Origin of the sequence: Embleya sp. NBC_00896 (genome assembly GCF_045207785.1) — a bacterium.
In the GTDB taxonomy this organism is placed as follows: domain Bacteria; phylum Actinomycetota; class Actinomycetes; order Streptomycetales; family Streptomycetaceae; genus Embleya.
In genome coordinates this window covers 1319144-1340374 of sequence record NZ_CP108776.1, presented here as the reverse complement: position 1 = coordinate 1340374, position 21231 = coordinate 1319144, and the positions used below count along the sequence as shown (strand labels likewise).

The following is a 21231-nucleotide window of genomic DNA, read 5'->3' as shown; positions in this document are numbered from 1 at the left end:
CCGAGTACGGACTCGCCGTGCTTCGTCAGGGTCCGTCGCCGGCCATCCAGGTCAACGTGACCGTCGGGACCAACCTCGGGGAGGCCGTAGGGATCCGCACCGATCACCTGTGGGTCGCGGGACACACGATCGCCGACGGCTTCCACCGCATCGTCACCGAACCGTTGACGTACCTTGCCGTCGATCGGCCGACGCTGACCCTGGCCCTCCTGGTCGACGGACTGGACGAGGCGCTCGCCGTGGACGGAACGTCCATCGCCCACCTGGTGTCGAGCCTCGCGGTCCTCCCACGGAATGTGAAGGTGCTCGTCACCGCCAAGCCCGACCGACGGATCAGGGAACTCTTCCCGGACAACACGCGGACGTTCGACTTCGGGGCGGAGTGGGCGCGCGTGCGTGGGTACGAGGACGTGGCGGAATACGTCAAACGCAGAGCCCGAAGCTACGCCGGGGCCCGAGGCACGTCGTCCGCCGACCGGCTCGAGTCGCAGATCACCGTCGCTGCGGACAGCAACTTCCAGTACGCAAGGCACGTTCTGGACGAGCTCGAGTCCGGCAACATCATTCCCGCCGCAGGTGGGCTGCCGCGCGGACTGCCCGCTCTGTATCGCGCCTACTTGCAGCAGTTGATCCCCCACGCCGGCTCCTACGGGCAGGGCGACAGCATCCTCGCCAACCACCTGCCGCTACTGGGGCTGCTGGCCGTGGCTCGCAGCCCGCTGCCGCTGCAGACGACCGCCGATATTCTGCGGACCCCGGCCGCAAACGTGATGACCAGGGTCGACGAGCTGCAGCAGCTGATCGACTTCGGCAGCAGCGGCGAACCGGCTCTGCGGTTCTTCCACGAATCCATGGCCGACTTCATCGCCGTGCCGTTTCTCCCCGACCGGAGCCCGAATCCGTTCCACTCCGCTCCGGAGGACACGCACGCCGCGACCGCACGGAGCTACCTCGACAGGTTCGCCGACGGCTCGTGGTCCGCCTGCGACGACTACGGGCTGGCGTATCTGGCGGAACACGTCCGCAGGGGGATCGGGACACGGCGGGGTTTGGGCTCCGACGAGCTCTACACGTTGGCCCTGGATCCGGCTTATCGCGATGCCCAGATCGCGAGCGGGAGAACGGACGGCATGCTCAGAACCGCGAACGCGGCTTTGGACCACGCGGTCGAGCGCGGTGACTTCGACGCGTTGCACCGGCTCATCGACGCGTTCGCCGGCACCGAACAGCCGCAACTGCAAGGCGTGGCCGCTGCCGCACTGGCCCGTACCTACCCGACGAGCGGGCCCAAGGCGATCCTGGGGTTCTTGGCGAGCCCCGACTCGTCGGCCCGTCACGTGGGTCTGAACGCGGTGTACCAGCTGGGATTCTCCGCCGCGAATCTGATGCGCGCACTGGCTCTGGCCGATGACCCGGACCATCCGCGCATGGCCGCCTACATGGCCTATCTGAAGTTCGCCCAAGGCGACCACGAAATCGTGCGTGCCTTCCTCAAGGAGATCGCCGACGGCATCCGACTCTGGGCGCCCTTCGACGCGCGCCGGCGACTGCGTTTCCTGTCGGACGTGACGATCATCCTGTACATCCACCGCGTCCACGATGCGGAACTCATCGCCTGGGGTGACCAACTCTGGTGGGAGATCCTCACCAAGCGGCTGCACATGCGCATCGCGAATCACGATCTCGTGGCCGGGCTGTTGATCTCGACGGCCGCCAAGACCCTGTCCCAACGGGTTGGCGAGGCGGCCATGGTCGACGTCATGCAATCGCCGGATGCCTACTTCCGCGGCGGGCCGAAGCCGCGGCAACTGCTCTCCGACGCCATCGAACTCCTGGCCCCCGACAGCGACTTGAAGTCGTCATACGGGCTGCTGTGCGAACTGCTCGAATCCGACGTGGCGTTCTTGAGAGTCATCGGCGCGATCGCGCTGGCGTCGCACGCACGTCGGTCACTCGAGTCGCTCGAACCCTTCCTGCGCGCAAGGTTTCCCGATCTGACACCACGGGCACGGCTGTGGCACTTGATCGCCTTCGGAGTCCTGTCCCCCACGCGAACGGACTGGCGACCCTTTGTCGCCTGGCAAACCGCGTTCGTCCTACGGAACGACGCCCGTACCGTCATCACGCGTGACGACGGGGCACTGCGGAACCTGAACGTGATGCTCCTCCCGCTCGGCTTCGCCTGCGGCAAGGCGGACCAGCCGATGTCCGAAGTCGAGATCGCTCTCGGGCAGGCGCGTGAGACACAAGACTCCGACCTGGAAGCCGCGCTGATCGACGGCCTTGCCATGGTCGGCTTGTACTACCCCCGGCAAGCGCTGTCGGCCTTGCGGTCGATCCCCTTCCGACCCACCGACAAGACGTTGCACAGCTTCGTCGACGCACTCGCCACGATGCGCGTGCTGCATCCCCGCATCGTCGACCTGTTCCTTGCCGAGAATGGCCACGGCCACTTGCGCGGTGAGGTCAGCGCGCGCTCGAACGTGGCTCGCATCCGGCGCTCCATGGACCAGGTGGGGTACTTCAACTCCGCGATCTACCAGGTGGCGCACACTCCTGTGATGCGGGAGCGTCTGACGATTCCGGCGCTCCGCTATCTCGTCACCAGCGAATCGATCGAAGACTTCATTGTCGGATACACCACGACTCTGCTGAATCTTGTGCGCGAGTACGACTACCACCTGGGCGCGTGGGCCGTCGAAGAGGAGCCATCTTGAACCTATCCGAACGGCCGGCACATTGGCGAGCACGTCTGTGGATGCTGGGCAGCCTGCTCAGACTTCCGCTGGTGGGCTGGAGCCTGGCCCTTCCCTTCATGGGTGCGCTCAGCGCAAGCGACGGCCAACTCGACCGGGCAGCGGCGACTTTCCTCGTCGCCATTCCGTTCCACATCGTGTACACGGTGCTCAACGACCTTGCGGACCTCGGCGTCGACCGAGGAGATCCACGCAAGGTCGGTCGCCCGCTCGTCAGCGGTGCGGTACGCCCCGCACAGGCCGCATGCCTCGTCGTCGCGGCCGTTCCCGCCGCCTTCGCCCTGGACATCCTGCTGTTGGGGCCCGACAGCGGTCGCGCTCTCGTCCTCGGCTGCGCCATCGCGGGCGTGGCCGTGTACGACTGGTGGGGCAAGCGCACACCGTTCCCGCCGCTCATGGACCTCGCACAGGGGTTGGGGTCCGCGGCGATGGTCCACTACGGTGCCGCGGCGGCCGGTCGGCCGACTGTGGTGACGTACCTGGTGGACGCCGCCGTAGCCCTGTTCATCGTGCTGATCAACGGCGTGCACGCCGGACTCCGCGACCTGTACAGCGACTTCACGTTCGGTGCGCGCACAACCCCGATCATGTTCGGCGCCCGACCGGCCGACACCAAACCGACCATCCCGACGGGTCTGGTCGCGTATGCATGGACCCTTCAAGTCGCCTTCGTCGGTCTGGCCACGGTTCCGGTCCTGATCTCGTTCACCCGAGGGGAATCCGGATTCCCGATCGCGCTGTACGCGATCGCGTTCATGAGCGCTGCCGCCGTCTTGCTGTGGCGGTCCTTGAGTGAGTCCCGTCCCATGGCGAGCCGATACGCCAGTGCCAGTCTGCAAATGCTGGCCCTCGTGGGGATGTTGGCGATTCTCGCGTGCGCGCGCAGACGCGGGACCGTCGCTCTGGCGGCCTTCCTGGTCGTGGCGCTCCCGGTGGGGGCCAAACGGATCTGGGCGCTGATCGCGCGTTCCTTGGCTCCTGGTGGAGCCCGCTCGCGGCCAAGGGGAGTGGTCGACCCAGTCCCCGGTTCGGCCGACTGACCCGCGGCGAGAGGCACACACCATGCAGCAGTGGGCTCCTTCCGGCCTCGACTTCCTCATCGCCTTCGGACTCGCGCAGACCACAACGTTTGCCCAGTCGATCTACCTCCATCGTTGTCTGGCGCACAACGCAGTGGACCTGCACCCGGCGGTTCGGCACGTCTTCCGCACGGTCATCTGGCTTCTCCTGGGCAGCAATCCGCGTGAGTGGGTCGCGGCCCATCGCCTGCACCACAGCCATGCGGACACGGCCGGGGACCCGCACAGCCCGTACCATCACGGGCTGTGGGCAGTCTCCCTGCGGTCCGGCCAACTGGTGCGCCGGGCTTGTCGGGACCGTGCCCAAGTCGACCGGCTGACCCGGGACATCACCCCCGACATCTTCGAGAAGATGCCGTTCGGGCGCCGCTGCGGGGGCATCCTGGTCTCGCTCGCCTTGCTGTCGCTGCTGACCGATCCGATGTCCGCCCTGTGGATCTACGTACTCGCCCTGATCCAACTCGTCGCCGGCGTCTCGATCGTCAACGGCCTGGGGCATCTGTCCCCGGGGGCCGGTGCCGATACCGCCGACTCGGCCGACTCATCGGGCCGTGCTCGGCACCCGATCGGACGCAACCTGGCCCTGTTCGCGCCGCTCACCGCAGGCGAATCGCTGCACGCGAACCACCATGCCGCCCCCGCGTGCGCCGTCTTGGCGACGCGACGCGGGGAAGTGGACCCCGGCTGGTGGGTCATTTCCCTGATGGCGCACTGCGGACTCGCCTCGACCCCGCGTACCCCCACCTCTGATCGGAGTGAATCCTGATGCCGGAACCCATCACCTTGGCCGCGCTCGGCGGGGTCGCCCTCGCCGGCGCCGTGCAGTTCCTCTACGACCAAGCCGCGGACGTCCTGCGCCGCAGCCGCGACCGACGCGAACGCCGGGCGGCGGCCGTACAGGAGATTGCCCTGCCGGACACACCGTTGCTCGAGGGCGGCGCGCGGACCGTGCAGATCGACTTCGCGAGGCTCGACGCCGACGACGAACACGCCATCTCCACTCTCCGACGCGACCTCGTCGATTACGTCGAAGGCATCGCGCCTGTCACCACGACCGACCCGGAACTCCTCCGTACCGCCGACGTCTTGCGTCGGTGTCTGGAGCACGTCTACGGCTTCCCGCTGACGTTCGCCGGGGAGTCGCGCACAGCTGCCGAGACGACGGTCGATGTCCGCATGCACGCCGGAACCATCGCCGGTTACGCAGCCGCTCTCCGGGCCGAACAGATCGACCGCGCCGACGTCCGTGCCGAATTGCGCGTCGACGAAGTCACCGAAACGGGACAGGCGGTGGGGTTGGACGTCCGATCCATCGGGCGCGGGGACATCGGTCCGTAACGGATGTCCTCCGAGACGGGCGTCCCGCCGACGGCCGGACCACCGGGGGGTATCCCTGCGGTTGTCCCGACGCTCCGTTTCGACCGCCGGCAGTTGGGCACCGGTGCCGCGGCGAAGGACCGGCTGGTCAGGGTTGCAGGGGGAGTTGGTCGCCGGTGGCGCCGGTTTCCAGGGTCGTGTAGTGGGGGTGGTCCAGGCGGTGGTGGACGTGGATCTGGTCGGCCCACGGCGGGTCGAACGGTGTGAACGCGCGCAGCCCCAGGACCCGGCCGATCGGCCGGTCCGGGTGGGCGGCGTTGAAGTCGGCGATCGCGGCGGCCTCGCCGATGTGTTCGGTGGTGCCGGGGAGGTCGTCCAGGTAGCAGGTGACGCGGGGCAGCAGGTGCCCGTGGCCGGGGCGGCGGAAGAGGTCCAGTGCGGTCGCGGTCGAGGTGTAGTGGTCCATGTCCAGACAGACGAACCCGACCGGGTGGTCGCGCAGCAGGTGCGCCCGAGTGTCGAGGTAACGGGGCAGCGTCTCGGCGAGGTCGCCGATCACCAACTCGGCCTCGCCCAGGCGGGCGCGCAGTCGGTCGTGGTCCATGGCGTAGAAGCCGGGACCGAACAGGTAGGGCAGATCGCGGGGGTCCTTGGCCGGGGGCATGCCCGTCCCGCCGTCGAAGCCGACCACCCGCACCACCACCCCCGTGGCGGCGGCGTAGTAACGGGCGTGTTCGGCCAGAGCCAACAGCCCGTTGCCGCCGGCCACGCCGAACTCGACGACGGTGACGCCTCGATGCCCCAGCCGCGCGGCCGACTCGGTGGCCCGGCGCACCCCGTAGGCGTAGTGCGGCCGCTCGACCAGGCCGAACCGGTACGCCGTCGCGGTGTCGACGCCGGGCAGCTTGCGTAACAGGCGGTTGCGGGCGGCGTGTCGGGTACCGGACTTGGACCAGTCCCACAGCACGTCGGCCAGCCCTCCGGTGGGCCGGCGACCGAACGGATGACCCTTTTGAGCGGTCGAACGTGGACCCTTGCGCACCATGGCGCTCCCCTCGCGCGGCAGACGACGTCCACGGCAGCCTTCCCGCCCGCGCTCCCCACCCAATCAGGCCGGGCCATGAGCCTGCGCGACAGGGCCGCCCGACGCGTCGTCACAAGCGGTCCCACAAGGCACCCGGACAGACGTCCTACGTCCGCGGCGACGAGGCGGGCCGGCATGGGCGGGCAGCGTCGTCACACCTCGCTTCCGAGGCCCTTGGGGCGGTGGGTGGCCGAGTCGGCGTCGGAGGCGAGTGCGTTCTCCCGCAGGTGCGGTTCGGTGGGCAGTGTCCTGGTGAACCAGTCGCCGTAGCGGTTGCCCAGGAACGGGGCCGAGGCGCCGTGCAGGACGACGCTCAGCCCGACCGTCACGGCGACGACTTCGGTCAGCAGTGCCGTTCCGGGCAGGTGTTCTCCGAAGGCGAGCAGGCCGAACACCACGGAGGCGAGCCCTCGTGGACCGAACCAGCCGATGTAGGCGACGGAAGCCGGACGCAGTCCCGTGCCGATGAGTGAGAGAGCGACCGGCAGCATCCGGACGACGGTGAGGCTGATCAGCGCGTAGACCACCGTGCGCCACGACAGGCGTTCGAGCACGGGACCAAGGATGACCGCGCCGAAGACCAGGAAGCTCAACGACGCGAGCAGCAGGCCGAGAAGCTCGGTGAACCGGGTGCTCTGCGTGGCATCCGTGCCGTTGACGCGGCCGGCTCGGGCGGGCCGCGGCCTGCGCGAGCCGACACCGAAGGCCAGACCGGCGACCCAGGCGCCGATGAAGCCGCTGCCGTCGACCGCGACGCACAGCACGTAGGTGACGACGGGGACGGCGATCGTCAGGAACTGCCGCCAGTCGGTGGTGCTCCAGCCCCGGTCGACGGACCAGCGCAGTACGCTCGCCCCGGCCCATCCGGCGGCGAGCCCGACGGCGCCGCTCAGCAGCAGCGCGCGCAGGAACGTCTCGACGACGCCGGGATGGTCGTGGCCCTCGCCTGCCGCCGCCAGCGCCAGCACGAAGAACGGCAGCGCCAGGCCGTCGTTGACTCCGGACTCGACCCCCAGGCCGCCGCGGACCAGGGGCGGGACCCGCTTGTTGGAGAACGCCTGCTGTCCGAGGGCGGAGTCCGTCGGCGCCAGGATGATGGCGATCAGGGCCAGCTCCCACAGGCCCAGGCCGGGCAACAGGGGCCATGCCAGGAGCCACCCCAGCGCGACGGAGGCGGGCAGCCCCAGGGTCAGCAGCCGCAGCGGCAGGAACCCCTCCGTGCGCAGGTCACGGCGGCGGATCGCCGCCGCGTCCGCGAAGAGCAGCAGCGCCAGGGCACCCTCCAGCAGCAGGCTGACGAGTTCCGGATCGTCGGCCCGGTCCAGCAGGCCCAGGCCCAGCGGGCCGATCGCCAGCCCAGCGGCCATGAACACCAGGGGACCGGAGATCACGGTCGTCGACAGGCGCCGCGACAGCGCCCCGTAGCCCACGACCACGCCACCCGCGATCACCACGGCCCACTGATTCATCAGCACTCCTCACGCCACGTCGGGGTCGCACCCCCAGCCGACGGCCGGTGGCCGGCTTGTGGCCCCGCCCGTTTTGTGGCCCCGCCCGGCGTGCTCAGTGCCGGATCACACGGCCGATGTCGGCTGTGGTGGGGCCCGAGAGTGTGCGGTGGCTGCGGGCGGTGGTCGTGGTCTGCTTGCCGGCGCCGACCTGGTCGACGTCGACGACGACGATGTCCAGGACGTTGCCGGCGGCATCGCGGAAATTGACGGTGAGCGTGTAGTCGGCGCTGTTGTCGGTCCCGTTGACGACGGTCACCTCGGCCGTGGTGCGGTCCCCGTCGACGGCGGTCGGGCCGACGCTCGCGTCCGCCTTGGCGTCGACGCCGTCCTTGATCTCGTCCAGCTTGGCCGCCGCGGACGCGCTCGCCGACGAAACGGCCTCCCTGGCCTCCTCGCCGGCCGATTCGAGCGCGGACGCGATCGCGGTGGGCGTCGACTTGTCGCTGTCCCCGCCGCTGTCGTCGTCACCGCATCCCGCCGCGGTCAGGGCCAGGACCACGCCGATCGAAACCGCTCCCGCGGCACGCCCGTACCTGCTCGCCATGTTCGTCGCTCCTCGCGTGACACCGCAGGACGAAAGCGCCCACGGACGAACACCCGAGTGTCCACACGACGGAAAGGGTAAACCCCGCAAACCCGCAAACCCGCGAACGCGCACACGCGGAACACACGGAACACCCAGCAACGGTCCTCGGGCCGGGCGCCGAGTCCGGGCGGATCTCGCCGGCCCGCTCCGGGCTCCACGTCGCGCCGTACCGGGCGGTCCTTCGCGGACGGCCCCGGTCGCAACGCGCGGGAACGAACGCCGTCGATCGCCTTGCGAAGACGTTCCCGGCGAAGGACCCTGCTGCCCATCCTGGCCCCACTGCCGAGCATGCACGTGCCCAGGCTTCGGGACTTGTCCGTCACGGCCTCGCGGAGGTCTCCACATGGTGACCCAGTGCCTGCCCGAGCCTGCGTGTGAGGTTGGTGTGGCGTGGGTCGCCCGGGCGGGTGATCGCCATTTCCAGCGCTTCGGGTTGGCCGACGAGGACGACCATCTGTCGGGCGCGGGTGACGGCGGTGTAGACGAGGTTGCGGCGCAGGAAGAAGGCATCGGCCTTGACCAAGGGAACGACTACGTAGGGGTATTCGCTGCCCTGCGCGCGGTGGACGGTGATGGCGTAGGCGTGCAAGAGGTCGTCGAGTTCGTCGTAGCCGTACGAGACGGTCCGTCCGTCCTCCAAGGCGACGTCGAGGAGGCGGTCGGCCGGGTGCAGGGTGGTCACGATGCCCGTGGTGCCGTTGAAGACGCCGTGTTCGCCCTTGTGGTAGTCGTTGCGGATCTGGGTGACCTTGTCGCCGATGCGGAAGACCCGGCTGTCGGACCAGTGTTCGGCGATGCCCTCGCTGGTGGGGTTGACGACGTCCTGGATTCTGCGGCCCAGTTCGATCGCGCCGATCGGGGATCGGCGCTTGGGGCTGAGGACTTGGACCTGGTCGACGTCGATGCCGAATTTCGCGGGGAGGCGTCGGGTGGCGATGTCGACGACGAGGTCGGGGATTCGGGCGGGGTCGTTCTCGGGGAGAAACCAGAACTGGCCCTCGTTGACGGGGGCCTCGCCGCGCCGGATGAGGTGGGCGTTGGTGATGATGCTGCTTCCGGCGGCCTGCCGGAAGACGTGGGACAGGCGGACGCGGGGGATCTCGGGCAGCGCGAGCAGGTCGCGCAGGACGTTTCCCGGTCCGACGCTGGGGAGTTGGTCGACGTCGCCGACCAGGACCAGGTGGGCGCCGGTGGGTACGCGGTCGAGGAGTTTGGCGGCCAGGCGCACGTCCAGCATGGACGCCTCGTCGACGACGATCAGGTCGGCGGAGGCAAGGACGTCGCTGTCGTCGAACAGCGTGACCGGGTCCGCGTCTCGTGGTCGCGCCAGGAGGCGATGGACGGTCGTCGCCCGGGTACCGGTGAGTTCTTCCAGTCGGCGTGCGGCGCGACCGGTCGGGGCGGCCAGGGCCACGCGGGCGCCTGCGGCCTTGACGGTGGCGACCAGGGTGCGCACGGTGAAGCTCTTGCCGCAGCCGGGACCGCCGGTGACGATCGAGACGGTGTGGGTGAGCGCGGTCCGCACGGCCTGGTCCTGGCCGGGTTCGAGTTCCTGGCCGTCGGGCACGGGCAGGGTGCCGCCCAGGATGCGTGCCAATGCCGGTGGCATGCCCGAGTCGGCGGTAGCGAGGCGGGCGATGTCGGTGGCCACGTCGGTCTCGGCGCGGTGCATCCGGGCGGAGAAGACGACCAGGCCGTCGCCGGTGCGGGTGGGGACGACCTCGACGACGACGCGGCGGTCCGCACGCAGGCTGTCCAGTGCAGGGCGCAGCAGCATGTCGTCGTCCTGGCCGAGGAGTTTGGTGGCGTCCTCCAGCAGGCGCTGTTCCGTGAGGTAGCAGTGGCCGCGCTGCTCGGCGGTGTCCAGCACGTGCAAGAGACCGGCGCGAAGGCGCTCGTGGCTGTTCTCGGGGATCCCCACCGCCATCGCGATCGGGTCGGCGGTGAGGAATCCGATGCCGCGGACCTCCTCGACGAGCCGGTAGGGCTGGGTCCGCACGACCTGGATCGCGTCCTCGCCCAGCGCCTGGTGAATGCGCACCGCCAGCGCCGGAGAGGCTCCCAGGCCGTGCAGGAACACCATGACCTCGTGAACGGCCTTGTGCTCGCCCCACGCCTGGACGATGCGCGCCACGCGCCCGGGCCCGATGTTGTGGACCCGCAGTAGCTGATCGGGGTCGGTATCGATCATCTTCAGCGTGCGGTCGCCGTGGACCCCGACGATCGCCTCGGCCAGGCGAGGGCCGATCCCGCGGATGAGCCCCGAGGAAAGGAAACACTGGATGGCGTGCACGCCGACCGGCCTCACCCGCTCGCAGTCCGCCACCACGAACCGCACCCCGTGCTGGGAATGGCGCTCCCACCGCCCCCACAGGCGAAGGCTCTCGCCCGGTTGCGTGCCCCGCAGAAGCACACCGGTCGCCGTCACCGGCTCGTCGCGGGCGCCCGCGAGACGCACGACGGTGTATCCGCCGGCCGCGACGAACACGACCCGATCGACGATCCCCTCGACGCACTCGCGAGTCTCCGCCACGACTTCGTCTCTCCCACGAACGCGAAGGAACCCCGGCGTCCCTTGCGAGCACGGTAACGCGCACCCCGGACGTCCCGCCCGGGAACACCCGACGGCCACTCGCACGAGGACGGCCGATTCCCGCGACGAACAGCGTGAGCGAGAACAGACGCGCGAACATCGCGATCGGCATCCCGGCGCCCGAAACCATCCGCAAGGTTGGGCAGGGTGCCGGGTCACTCACGGCCGAAGCGCGACGGGCATCGATCGGACCCGGCATTCCGCCCCGGCATCCGCGCCCACAGGCGTCGCTTGGCGGCATTTGCCCCGTGTTGCGGCGCCGGCTCCGTCAATGGTCGGCAGGAAACAACCGCGTTAACTCCGGTGCACCCCCTTGCCATGAGGAGATAGTACGTGTTCGGATCATCTCTGTCGGGCAATGCACCGCCCGGCGACCGCAGTCGTTCAGGCCACGTCCGAAAGGGCGTGCTCCGGCCTGCCCTGGTCCGCCCCGGACCCCTTCGCACACCCACTCCATACGAGGAGCGGCACCCGTGTTCGATCTCTCGTCCGTCGATCTGCTCGACGCGTTCACCCGCGAACTGCAACTGTGCAAGCTCAAGCCGGGCGAGCACGTCGTCGTCCTCGCCGAGCCCGCCAGCCGCGGCGACTACGTGGCCGCGGCGTTCGGCGCCGCCAAGGCCTGCGGCGCGCACGTCATCGCGGCGACCGTGCCCGGCGGCAGCCCCGCGCCGATGCCCAGCACACACACCGGAGCCGGCCCCGGGCTGACCTCCGTGCTCAACGACACCGCGGCCCAGGACCTGCTCAAGTCGGCCGACCTGGTCGTGGACCTGACCCAGGAGGGGTTCATCCACGCCCCGGTCCAGCAGGAGATCCTGCGCACCGGAACCCGGATCATCTTCGTCTGCGACGCGCCCGACGTCCTCATCCGCAATCTGCCGTCCGAGGGCGACAAGGCCGAGGTCCTCAAGGGCGTCGAGCGGCTCAAGCAGGCCCGGGTCATGCGTGTGACGTCGGCAGCGGGCACCGACCTCACCGTGCAGTTGGCGGGATCCAAGCCGGAGTTCCAGTGTGGATTCGCCGACGACCCGGGCCGCTGGGACCACTGGCCCAGCACCATGGTGCTGTGCTGGCCGGAGGTCTCCGAGGGCACGATCGTGCTCGATGAGGGCGACATCCTGCTGCCGTTCAAGGAGTACGTCCGCGACCCGGTCACACTGCACGTCGTCGGCGGCCACATCAAGGACATCACCGGCGGAGCCGAGGCCCGCATGCTCGACACGTTCTTCCACGACGCGCGGGACCCGTGGGCGCGCAGCCTGTCGCACATGGGCTGGGGCCTGATGCGAAGCGCGGACTGGTTCGCCACCGCGATGTACGGCAAGGGCGACCTGATGGGCATGGACGCCCGCGCGTTCGCCGGCAACTTCCTGTGGTCCACCGGACCGCATCCTGTGCTCGGCCGGGAGTCGTACGCACACCTTGATATCGCGATGCGCGGCTGCACCGTGTCCGTCGACGGGACCGACGTCGTGACCGGCGGCGAACTCGTCGACAGCTGACCGACATTCGCCAGTCCGCGCGCTGCCGCGCATCCATCGGAACCATGTGAAGGAGCGAAAGAGTGGCCTCCACTCAGTCGTACGAAGTCACCGTCGTCGGCGGCGGACTCGGCGGGCTGACCGCCGCGTTGGCGCTGCGCCAGCGCGGCCTGCGGGTGACCGTGCTGGAGCAGGCGCCCGCGCTGGGGGAGATCGGCGCGGGGATCCAGACCGCGCCGAACGCCAGCCGCGTCCTGTTCGGACTCGGCCTGCGCGAACAACTGGAGGCCATCCGCACCGAGCCCCTGGACCAGGTGCGGCGGCGCTGGAAGGACGGCAGCGTCATCGGACTCACGCCCCTCGGCGAGTTCTGCAAGCGCACCTACAACGCGCCGTACTGGCACTACCACCGGGCCGATCTGCACCGCGTGATCATGGAGGCGTGCGTCGACCCCGAGGGGCCCGGTCCGGTCGTCGAACTGCGCACCGGCAGCCTGGTGGTCGACCTCGACACCGCCGACCCGGCCCGTCCGGTCGCCATCACCGCGGACGGACAGCGCTACGCAGGTGATGCACTCATCGGCGCGGACGGCATCAAGTCCGCGGTCCGCGACCTCATGGGCGCCCCCGACACCCTGGTCTTCTCCGGTGAGATGGCCTTCCGGGCGCTGATCCCCGGCGATCTGATCGCCGCCGACCCGGCGACGCGCTGGCTGGTCGACCGCTACCAGAGCACGATCTGGTACGGCCCGGACCGGCACCTGGTGCACTACATGATCCGCGGCGGCGAATTCCTCAACGTCGTCGGCTGCGTGCCCTGCACCGACGAGGTAGCCGAGAAGTGGACCGTTGCCTCGACCACCCAGGCGCTGGTCGACGCCTTCCCGGGCTGGGACGACCGGGTGGCGGCGATGCTCTCCAAGGCCAAGGAGGACGTCGCGTGCTTCGCCCTCTACCACCGCCGCCGCGACCCGGTCTGGATGGACGGCCGCGTCGCCCTGCTCGGTGACTCGTGCCACGCGATGCTCCCCTATCAGGCGCAGGGCGCATCGCAGGCGATGGAGGACGCGGCGGTGCTCGCCGAGGAGTTGGGGTCCGTCACCAACGACGGTGTGGAGAGCGCACTGCGCCGGTACGTCAACCGGCGTGCCAAGCACGCGGGGATGGTCCAGAACGCCTCGCTGCGCAACGTGGACTTCTACCACCTGCACGACGGCCCCGAGCAGGAGGCCCGCGACGAGCTGCTGCGGCGCGGCTTCGACGGCGAGTCCGACGTCTCCTACGACTGGCTCTGGTCCGGAACCCCGCTCGACGACCCCGATCTCGGCGCCTTCGCCTACCAGTTCGCCCGCTGAAGCAGCCCACCAGGATTGCCGAGAGGAGTGGCATGAAACCCGCCCCGTTCACGTACCACCGGGCCCGCGACACCGAGGACGCCGTACGGCTGCTCGCCGAGCTCGGCGACGAGGCGAAGCTCATCGCCGGCGGCCAGAGCCTGGTCGCGATGATGAACTTCCGGCTCGCCCGCCCCTCCCACCTGGTCGATATCGGCCGACTGCGCGATCTGGCGTTTGTGCACCGCACGCCGGTCGGCGGTCTGCGGATCGGGGCGCTGACCACGCACCACACCGTCGAGATGGCCGACGAGGCCACGCTCGGACCGGAGTTCGCCGTCCTGCGCGATGCGATGCGGTGGATCGGGCACCTGCCGATCCGCACCCGCGGCACTGTCGGCGGCAGCATCGCGCACGGCGATGCCACGGCGGAGTGGTGCCTGCTCGCCGTACTGCTCGATGCGGACCTGGTCGCGACCGGTCCGCGTGGCACGCGGAAGATCGCGGCGGCGGAGTTCTTCCACGGCTTCTTCACCACCGCACTCGACCCCGACGAGATGCTCGTCGAGATCGTCTTCCCCCGCCCCGCCCCGCACGCCGCACTCACCGAATTCGCCGAACGGCAGGGCGACTTCGCCACCGCCGCGGCAGCCGTCGACCTGGACCTGAGCCACGGCCGGGTCAGCGGCGGCCGGATCGCCCTCGGCGGCGTCGCGGCGGTGCCGGTACGCGTGCCCGAGGCGGAAGCGGTACTGGCCCGGGGCGGCGAGCCGGGCTCCGGGCTGTTCGCCGAGTGCGCACGCGTCACCGCCGCGGCCGTCGACCCGCCCGGCGACGCCAACGCAAGCGCGAACTACCGCAGATCACTCATCCGCACCCTGGTCGAACAGGCCCTCGAACAGGCGGTGAACCGATGAGCGGCAGCACACACGCCGAGCCCACGAAGTACACTGAGCCCACCGACCGACTGGTCGGCAGGTCGGTACGACGCCGCGAGGATCCGCGCCTGCTCACCGGGCGCGGCCGCTTCGTCGACGACATCCAGCTCTCCGGCATGCTGCACGCCCAGTTCGTCCGCAGCACGGTCGCGCACGGCACGATCGCCTCGATCGACCTCTCGGCGGTCCGCGAGGTCCCCGGGGTGATCGCCGTCTTCACCGCCGCGGACCTGGGCCTTGCCGATATCTCCCCGCGGCTCGACCGCCCGCTCTCCGAGTTCGTCCCCACCGATATGCCGATCCTGGCCCACGACCGGGTGCGCTTCGTCGGGGAGCCGGTCGCGATCGTGATCGCCACCGACGCGTACGCCGCCGAGGACGGCCTGGAGGCGGCCAAGGTGGCGTACGCGACGCTGCCGCCGATCACCTCGGACACCCGGGCGCTGGCCCCTGGTGCCCAGCTCGTGCATGACGAGGCGCCGAACAACACGCTCGTGGACGTGGCGATGTTCGCCACCGAGGGGATCGACGCCATCTTCGACACGGCCGCCTGTGTCGTCCGGGTCCGGACCAGGACCGGACGGCAGAACGCCCTCCCCCTGGAGACCCGCGGCGCGGTCGCCGAATGGGACGCCAAGGAAGAACAGCTCGTCCTGCACACCTGCACACAGACCCCGCACCAGGTGCGGACGGTGGCGGCCCAGTGCCTGCACCTCGACGAGCGCGCGGTGCGGGTGATCGTGCCGGACATGGGCGGCGGCTTCGGCCAGAAGTGCGTGGTCGGCCGCGAGGAGATCGCCGTCGCGGCGGCCGCACTGCGCCTGAACCGGCCGGTCAAGTGGATCGAGGACCGCAAGGACGCCCTGACCGCGTCGTTCCTGGCCCGCGAGCAGACCTACGACGTACGCGCCGCATTCGACTCCGACGGCCGGATCCTCGGCCTGGACGCCGATGTCGTGTGCGATATGGGCGCCTACTCCTGCTACCCGTTCACCGCCGGGATCGAACCGCTGATGGCATCGGCCGAGATGCCGAGTGTGTACCGGGTGCCCGCCTACCGGGTACGCGGCCGCGCGGTCACCACCAACAAGGCGCCGACCGCGCCGTACCGGGGTGTCAGCCGCCCGCAGTACGTGATGGTCGTCGAGCGGCTCTTCGAACGCGCCGCCCGCGAACTCGGCCTGGACGCCGTCGAGATCCGGCGTCGCAACGTCATCACCGAGTTCCCCTACACCGGCGTCAACAACATCACCTACGACCCGGGCTCCTACCTCGAATCCCTGGACCTGTGCGAGCAGGTCGTGAAGGACGAGGGCTGGTACACGGCCAAGGAGGCCGCTGCCGCAGAAGGCCGCAACCTCGGCATCGGCTACGCCTGCTTCAGCGAGCGCACCGGCTACGGCTCCTCCGCGTTCGCCGCCCGCAAGATGGAGGTCGTCCCCGGCTTCGACCTCTCCGAGGCCCGGATGGACACCACCGGCGCGGTCACCATCACCACCGGAACCCAGAGCCACGGCCAGAGCCACGAGACCACGATGGCCCAGATCGCCGCCGACGTCCTGGGCGTGGACCTCGCCAAGGTGCGTATCCACCAGGGCGACACCGACCGGATCGCCTATGGCTGGGGCACCTTCGCCAGCCGCTCGATCGTGGTCGGCGGAAGCGCGGTACGCCTCGCCGCCCGCCGACTCGGCGAGAAGGTGCTCGCCCTCGGCGCCCACCTGCTCGGCGTCGGGGAGGCGGACGCCGAACTGCACGGGGGCGGGGTCCGGGTGCGCGCCGACCACGACCGGGCGCTGGCCTTCGCCCGGATCGCGGAGACCGCCTACCTCAAGGCGCATCTGCTCCCCAAGGACATGGAGCCGGGCCTGACCGCCACCGCCTCGTTCGACGTCTTCAACGACGGCACCTTCTCCAACGCCACCCACGGTGTGGTCGTCGAACTGCACCGGGGCACCGGCCGGGTCGAGATCCTGCGGTACATCTGCGTCGAGGACTGCGGCGTGGCCGTCAACCCGCAGGTCGTCGAAGGCCAGTGCCGGGGCGGTATCGCCCAGGGCATCGCAGGCGCCCTGTTCGAGCAGGTGAGCTACGACGACAACGGCGAACCGTCGGCGACCAGCTTCATGGACTACAAGGTGCCCACCGCCCACGAGATCCCCGATGTGGCGATCCACCACCTCGAAACCCCCTGCCTGTTCAATGAGACGGGCGCGAAGGGGGCGGGCGAGGGCGGCACGATCGGCGCACCCGCCGCCGTCCTGAACGCGGTCAACGACGCACTCGCGCCGACCGGCGTCGAACTGGACAACACCCCCGTCACCCCGGAAACCGTGCAGCGCGCGCTGGAGCAGCTCTCATGACCGAAACCCCGTACCGCGAGCGGCAGCTCGTCACGCTCGACGTCAACGGCGAGGAGCACGAGCTGCTCATCGAGCCGCGCCACACGCTCGTCGACGTCCTGCGGCACGACCTGCGCCTGACCGGCACGCACGTCGGCTGCGAGCACGGCATCTGCGGTGCCTGCACCGTCCTGGTCGACGACCTTCCGGTGCGCGCCTGCCTCATGTTCGCCGCCCAAGCCGAGGGGACTCGGATCCGGACCGTCGAGTCGCTGGCGGACGACGGGCGGCTGTCCCCTCTGCAGCAGTCGTTCACGGATCACCACGCACTCCAGTGCGGCTTCTGTACGCCGGGCTTCCTGATGCTCGCCGAGGGCTTCCTCGCGGAGTGCCCCAAGGCGGACAAGGAGCAGATCCGCGAGGTCGTCGCCTCGAACCTGTGCCGGTGCACCGGCTACCAGACCATCGTCGAGGCGATCGACGAATGCGCCGCCCGGCGCCGTAAGGAGAACTCATGCAGCTGACCAACTCGGTCGCCGTCAACGCCCGACCCGACGCGGTATTCGCCCTGATCAACGATGTCGAGCGGGTCGCGCAGTGCATGCCGGGCGCGGCACTGACGGGGCGCGACGGCGAGGAATGGCACGGCGGCGTCAAGGTCAAGGTCGGCCCGATCTCCGCGGCGTATGCGGGAACCGTCCGGTTCCTGGAGGTCGACACCGAGAAGCTCCGCCTGCGGGTGCACGCCCGCGGTGCCGATACCCACGGCAGCGGCGATGCCGAGGCCGAGGTCTCGCTCGCGGTGGTCCCCGCCCCCGAGGGCGCCCGCCTCGAACTGGTCACCGACCTGGTGATCCGCGGGAAGATCGCCCAGTTCGGCAAGGGTGCGATCGCGACGGTTTCGGACCGCATCCTCCAGCAGTTCGCCCGCAACCTCGGCAATCTGCTCGATCAGGACGGCGCCCGGGCCTCCGAGCCGGCGGGCATCGCCTCCGCTGCCGCCGGCACGGGCTTCGTCCCGGTGGCCCGTGCGGCGGCTCCGGCCGCGGCGGCCGAACTCGACGGACTCGCGCTGATCGCGGGCCCCGGGGTCGCGAAGTACGCGCCGATCGTGGGCGCTTTCGCCTTCGGTCTGTTCGAGGGCTGGCTGCTCGGCCGCCTCGTCTCCCAGCGCCGCCGGCTGCGCGCGATGGGCGGGTCCGCATGACCGGGCTCTACGGGGACGCGACGGAGCGCACGTACGACATCGCCGGCTTCGGCGCGTCGGCCGGGCTCGGTACCCGTCCGGCCGTCGTGGTCGTCGACCTGACCCAGGGGTTCACCGAGGACGTCTACCCGACGGGCTCGGACCTGACCGAGGTCGTCGCGGCGACCAACGAACTGGTCGCCGCGGCACGGCGGGCGGGTGCCCCGGTGGTCTTCACCGCCATCGCGTACACCCCCGCCGAGGCGGACGGCGACGCGGTCGCCTGGCTGCGCAAGGCACCGGGACTGCGCGCACTGCGCGAGGGCTCGGCCGCGGTCGCACTCGACCCGCGCCTGGCGCGGACCGCCGCCGACCAGCTCGTCGTCAAGAAGGGCGCCTCGGCGTTCTTCGGGACCGCACTCGCCTCCTACCTCACCGGCCTGGGCTGCGACACCGTCGTGGTCTGCGGCGCCACGACCAGCGGCTGCGTCCGCGCGACCGCCGTCGACGCCGTCCAGTCCGGCTTCGCGGTCCTCGTCCCCCGCGACTGCGCGGGGGACCGCGCACAAGGCCCCCACGACGCCGCGCTGTTCGACATCGACGCCAAGTACGGCGACGTCGTCGACCTCGCGGAAGCGATCAAGTACCTCGAAGGAGGCAACGCATGACCGAGCGATCCGAATCGCAGCGGTCGATACCGCAAGGCGCCCTCGCCGACCTCGCGGAGCTGCCGGCCGACAGCCGGTGGGTCCGGTCGGGCGAAGTCCGCCTGCACGTCCTCGACTACGGCGGCGACCTCCCTCCGCTGGTCGTCCTCCCCGGGATCACCAGCCCGGCGGTCGCCCTGGACTTCGTCGCACGCGAACTGACCGACCTGGTCCGGCCGATCGTGGTCGACGTACGCGGGCGCGGGCTCTCGGACGCGGGAGCGGCGTACGGGCTCGACGACTACGCCTCCGACACCGAGGCGATCATCGCCGGCCTCGGCCCGGACCTCGGCCCCGACCGGCCGCTGCTCGCCGGGCACTCGATGGGTGCCCGAATCGCCGCCGCCGTCGCGGTCCGCAGCAAGGCGGACATCGCCGGAACCGTCCTCGTCGACCCGCCCATGAGCGGCCCCGGGCGCGCCCTGTACCCGACCACGGCAGAGGTGTTCCTGGCGCAGCTGCGGCAGGCGCAGCAGGGTACCGATGCCGACGAAGTCGCCCTGTCCTGGCCGCGCTGGCCGCGACGGGAGCAGGAGCTGCGAGCGAGCTGGCTCGCCAGCTGCGGACAGGAGGCGATCCTCGCATCGCATCGCGGCTTCGAGACCGAGGACTTCTTCGACCTGTGGCCCTCGGTCCAGGGACCAACCGCACTGCTGTACGGCGCGGACAGCCCCGTGGTCACCGGGGAGGGCGCCGCCGAGGCGAGGCGCGCCAACCCCGACGCCCTCTACACGGTGATCCCCGATGCCGGGCACATGGTCTTCTGGGACAACCCGCCCGCCGCTGTGGAGGCGTTGCGTGCCGCGCTGCGCGTGATGCTGCCCTGACCGTGCCGACCACGCGCCGTGGCGAGGGCGCCGCGTGCTCAAATGTGCCTATGCCAGAGAAGACCACATCCCCGCGGGCCGCCCAGGCCGCCCCCGCAGCACTGACATCCGCTCCCGGGTACCAGATCCGTCGCCTGCACCAGGCATATGTCGCAGCGTGGGTACGCACGGTCGACCCGGTCCTCACCGGTCCGCAGTACGCGGTGCTCACCGCCGTACACGCCAATCCCGGGCAGGACCAGAGCTCGTTCGCCTCGGCGGTGGCCCTGGACACCTCGACCATGGCGGATGTGGCCCGACGACTCGAGACCAAGGGCCTGATCGTCCGCCGGACCGCGGCAGGCGACGGCCGCCGCAAGCTCCTTTTCCTGACCGAGGAGGGCGAAAAGACCCTCCACGAGAGCAACGTCCGGGCGCGCGCGCTCGACGAAAAGCTGCTCGCGCCGTACGACCAGGCCGAGCGTGCCCGCCTCCTCGACCTGCTGAACTCCCTCTCCGCGCACTGGGAGGGACTGACCGAAGGCCCGTGACCGGCCCGTCTCCACGGACGGGCACCGCGGGTCGGCGACGCACCACCGCACCGATTCACCCACCCGTACCCGTGGAGCACCTGTGACAGCCCAGTACCCGGATCAGCCCGAACAGCACACCGACCACCACATCGGGCTGATCGTCCCCAGCTCCAACCTGACGATGGAGACCGAACTCCCGCGTCTCCTGCGTGCCCGCGAAGCCGCGCTGCCCGGCGACCGGTTCGTCTTCCACAGCAGCCGCATGCGGATGAAGCACGTCACACCCGAAGAACTGCTGCGGATGAACGCCCAGACCGAGCGGGCGGCCTCCGAACTCGCCGACGCCCGCCCCGATGTCGTCGCCACCGCCTGCCTCGTGGCGATCATGGCGCAGGGCCCCCGCTACCACTGCACGGCGGAAGCCGAGATCACGGAGGCGCTGCGCAACGAGGGCGCCACGGCCCCCGTCGTCTCCAGCGCGGGCGCGCTGATCAGCGGCATCGAGGCGCTCGGCGCCAAGCGCGTGGCGATCATCACGCCCTACCTCAAGCCGCTCACCGAGAAGGTCGTGCGGTACCTGGAGGACGCCGGTATCGAGGTGGTCGACGCCCTCAGCCTCGAGGTACCCGACAACCTCGCCGTCGCCCGCCTGAACCCGCAGGACCTGCGCGAGCACTGGCGCAGGCTCGACGTCTCGCGCGCCGAAGCGCTCGTGCTGTCGGCCTGCGTGCAGATGCCGTCCCTCGCCGCGATCCAGCCGGTCGAGGACGAGGCGGGCCTGCCCGTGCTGTCGGCGGCGACCGCCACCGCGTACCGCATCCTGCAGGAGCTCGGCCTGCCCCCCATCGTGCCCGGAGCAGGCGCACTGCTCGGCGGCCTCACCGACCCGGCGACCTCACCCACCGGCTGATCCCACCGCCACACCGACCAAGCAAGCGACCGGCGCAGAGCGCCGGTCGTTGTACCGACTCATCC

18 protein-coding genes are annotated in these 21231 nt (G+C 70.3%); 14 read left to right on the top strand and 4 right to left on the bottom strand.

Annotated features, from left to right (window positions below; genetic code table 11):
- The first annotated feature begins 239 nt into the window (after positions 1–239).
- Genes OG928_RS06345 through OG928_RS06330 form a run of 4 tightly spaced genes read left to right on the top strand, consistent with a single transcriptional unit; the run spans position 240 to position 5173 of the window.
- Positions 240–2717 (top strand): hypothetical protein, encoded by a 2478-nt coding sequence (locus OG928_RS06345; protein ID WP_406280401.1) that lies wholly within the window; start codon positions 240–242, stop codon positions 2715–2717.
- The gene (locus OG928_RS06340) at positions 2714–3796 is read left to right on the top strand and encodes a UbiA family prenyltransferase (RefSeq protein ID WP_406280399.1); all 1083 of its coding nucleotides are present in this window, start codon (positions 2714–2716) and stop codon (positions 3794–3796) included. Before OG928_RS06345 ends, OG928_RS06340 begins: the two co-directional genes overlap by 4 nt.
- A gap of 22 nt (positions 3797–3818) precedes the next feature.
- Positions 3819–4601, top strand: coding sequence for a fatty acid desaturase (locus OG928_RS06335; protein WP_406280397.1), 783 nt, complete (start codon positions 3819–3821; stop codon positions 4599–4601).
- A complete protein-coding gene (locus OG928_RS06330) occupies positions 4601–5173 on the top strand; it encodes a hypothetical protein (RefSeq protein WP_406280395.1) in 573 nt (190 codons plus the stop codon). Before OG928_RS06335 ends, OG928_RS06330 begins: the two co-directional genes overlap by 1 nt.
- A 127-nt stretch (positions 5174–5300) precedes the next feature.
- Here the strand turns inward: OG928_RS06330 and OG928_RS06325 are convergent, their stop codons facing one another.
- From OG928_RS06325 to OG928_RS06310, 4 genes are all read right to left on the bottom strand, one after another.
- Positions 5301–6197, bottom strand: coding sequence for a hypothetical protein (locus OG928_RS06325; protein WP_406280393.1), 897 nt, complete (start codon positions 6195–6197; stop codon positions 5301–5303).
- 191 nt (positions 6198–6388) lie between these two features.
- Positions 6389–7705, bottom strand: coding sequence for a cation:proton antiporter (locus tag OG928_RS06320; RefSeq protein WP_406280391.1), 1317 nt, complete (start codon positions 7703–7705; stop codon positions 6389–6391).
- Between the two features lie 94 nt (positions 7706–7799).
- On the bottom strand, positions 7800–8291 hold the full coding sequence (locus OG928_RS06315) for a hypothetical protein (RefSeq protein ID WP_406280389.1): 492 nt from the start codon (positions 8289–8291) through the stop codon (positions 7800–7802).
- A 361-nt stretch (positions 8292–8652) separates the two neighbouring features.
- A complete protein-coding gene (locus tag OG928_RS06310) occupies positions 8653–10866 on the bottom strand; it encodes an ATP-dependent RecD-like DNA helicase (RefSeq protein ID WP_406280387.1) in 2214 nt (737 codons plus the stop codon).
- Positions 10867–11399: 533 nt separating this feature from the next.
- Here OG928_RS06310 and OG928_RS06305 point away from each other — a divergent pair.
- The 10 genes from OG928_RS06305 to OG928_RS06260 all read left to right on the top strand — a co-directional run bounded on the left by OG928_RS06305 (position 11400) and on the right by OG928_RS06260 (position 21166).
- Positions 11400–12431, top strand: coding sequence for a hypothetical protein (locus OG928_RS06305; RefSeq protein ID WP_406280385.1), 1032 nt, complete (start codon positions 11400–11402; stop codon positions 12429–12431).
- Between the two features lie 62 nt (positions 12432–12493).
- Positions 12494–13765, top strand: coding sequence for an FAD-dependent monooxygenase (locus tag OG928_RS06300; RefSeq protein WP_406280383.1), 1272 nt, complete (start codon positions 12494–12496; stop codon positions 13763–13765).
- Between the two features lie 32 nt (positions 13766–13797).
- Positions 13798–14661 (top strand): FAD binding domain-containing protein, encoded by an 864-nt coding sequence (locus tag OG928_RS06295; protein ID WP_406280381.1) that lies wholly within the window; start codon positions 13798–13800, stop codon positions 14659–14661.
- Positions 14658–17045 (top strand): xanthine dehydrogenase family protein molybdopterin-binding subunit, encoded by a 2388-nt coding sequence (locus OG928_RS06290; protein WP_406280379.1) that lies wholly within the window; start codon positions 14658–14660, stop codon positions 17043–17045. The genes OG928_RS06295 and OG928_RS06290 overlap by 4 nt, the downstream gene beginning before the upstream one ends.
- The gene (locus OG928_RS06285; RefSeq protein WP_406280377.1) at positions 17042–17548 is read left to right on the top strand and encodes a (2Fe-2S)-binding protein; all 507 of its coding nucleotides are present in this window, start codon (positions 17042–17044) and stop codon (positions 17546–17548) included. The genes OG928_RS06290 and OG928_RS06285 overlap by 4 nt, the downstream gene beginning before the upstream one ends.
- Positions 17539–18231 (top strand): SRPBCC family protein, encoded by a 693-nt coding sequence (locus OG928_RS06280; protein WP_406280375.1) that lies wholly within the window; start codon positions 17539–17541, stop codon positions 18229–18231. The genes OG928_RS06285 and OG928_RS06280 overlap by 10 nt, the downstream gene beginning before the upstream one ends.
- Positions 18228–18878, top strand: coding sequence for an isochorismatase family protein (locus OG928_RS06275; protein WP_406280373.1), 651 nt, complete (start codon positions 18228–18230; stop codon positions 18876–18878). Before OG928_RS06280 ends, OG928_RS06275 begins: the two co-directional genes overlap by 4 nt.
- Positions 18875–19744, top strand: a complete 870-nt coding sequence (locus OG928_RS06270) for an alpha/beta fold hydrolase (RefSeq protein WP_406280371.1) — start codon at positions 18875–18877, stop codon at positions 19742–19744. The genes OG928_RS06275 and OG928_RS06270 overlap by 4 nt, the downstream gene beginning before the upstream one ends.
- A 50-nt stretch (positions 19745–19794) precedes the next feature.
- Entirely contained in the window at positions 19795–20274 is a 480-nt protein-coding gene (locus OG928_RS06265; protein WP_406280369.1) for a MarR family winged helix-turn-helix transcriptional regulator, read from the top strand.
- Positions 20275–20356: 82 nt separating this feature from the next.
- Positions 20357–21166: an aspartate/glutamate racemase family protein gene (locus OG928_RS06260; RefSeq protein ID WP_406280367.1), complete on the top strand. Its 810-nt coding sequence runs from the start codon at positions 20357–20359 to the stop codon at positions 21164–21166.
- Positions 21167–21231: the final 65 nt, after the last annotated feature.

What these genes read in the sequence shown, in the direction of transcription:
- OG928_RS06335 (WP_406280397.1), top strand. Translation starts at nt 3,819, where the DNA reads ATGCAGCAGTGGGCTCCTTCCGGCCTCGACTTCCTCATCGCCTTCGGA.
- OG928_RS06330 (WP_406280395.1), top strand. Translation starts at nt 4,601, where the DNA reads ATGCCGGAACCCATCACCTTGGCCGCGCTCGGCGGGGTCGCCCTCGCC.
- OG928_RS06325 (WP_406280393.1), bottom strand. Translation starts at nt 6,197, where the DNA reads ATGGTGCGCAAGGGTCCACGTTCGACCGCTCAAAAGGGTCATCCGTTC.
- OG928_RS06320 (WP_406280391.1), bottom strand. Translation starts at nt 7,705, where the DNA reads ATGAATCAGTGGGCCGTGGTGATCGCGGGTGGCGTGGTCGTGGGCTAC.
- OG928_RS06315 (WP_406280389.1), bottom strand. Translation starts at nt 8,291, where the DNA reads ATGGCGAGCAGGTACGGGCGTGCCGCGGGAGCGGTTTCGATCGGCGTG.
- OG928_RS06295 (WP_406280381.1), top strand. Translation starts at nt 13,798, where the DNA reads ATGAAACCCGCCCCGTTCACGTACCACCGGGCCCGCGACACCGAGGAC.
- OG928_RS06290 (WP_406280379.1), top strand. Translation starts at nt 14,658, where the DNA reads ATGAGCGGCAGCACACACGCCGAGCCCACGAAGTACACTGAGCCCACC.
- OG928_RS06285 (WP_406280377.1), top strand. Translation starts at nt 17,042, where the DNA reads ATGACCGAAACCCCGTACCGCGAGCGGCAGCTCGTCACGCTCGACGTC.
- OG928_RS06280 (WP_406280375.1), top strand. Translation starts at nt 17,539, where the DNA reads ATGCAGCTGACCAACTCGGTCGCCGTCAACGCCCGACCCGACGCGGTA.
- OG928_RS06275 (WP_406280373.1), top strand. Translation starts at nt 18,228, where the DNA reads ATGACCGGGCTCTACGGGGACGCGACGGAGCGCACGTACGACATCGCC.
- OG928_RS06270 (WP_406280371.1), top strand. Translation starts at nt 18,875, where the DNA reads ATGACCGAGCGATCCGAATCGCAGCGGTCGATACCGCAAGGCGCCCTC.
- OG928_RS06265 (WP_406280369.1), top strand. Translation starts at nt 19,795, where the DNA reads ATGCCAGAGAAGACCACATCCCCGCGGGCCGCCCAGGCCGCCCCCGCA.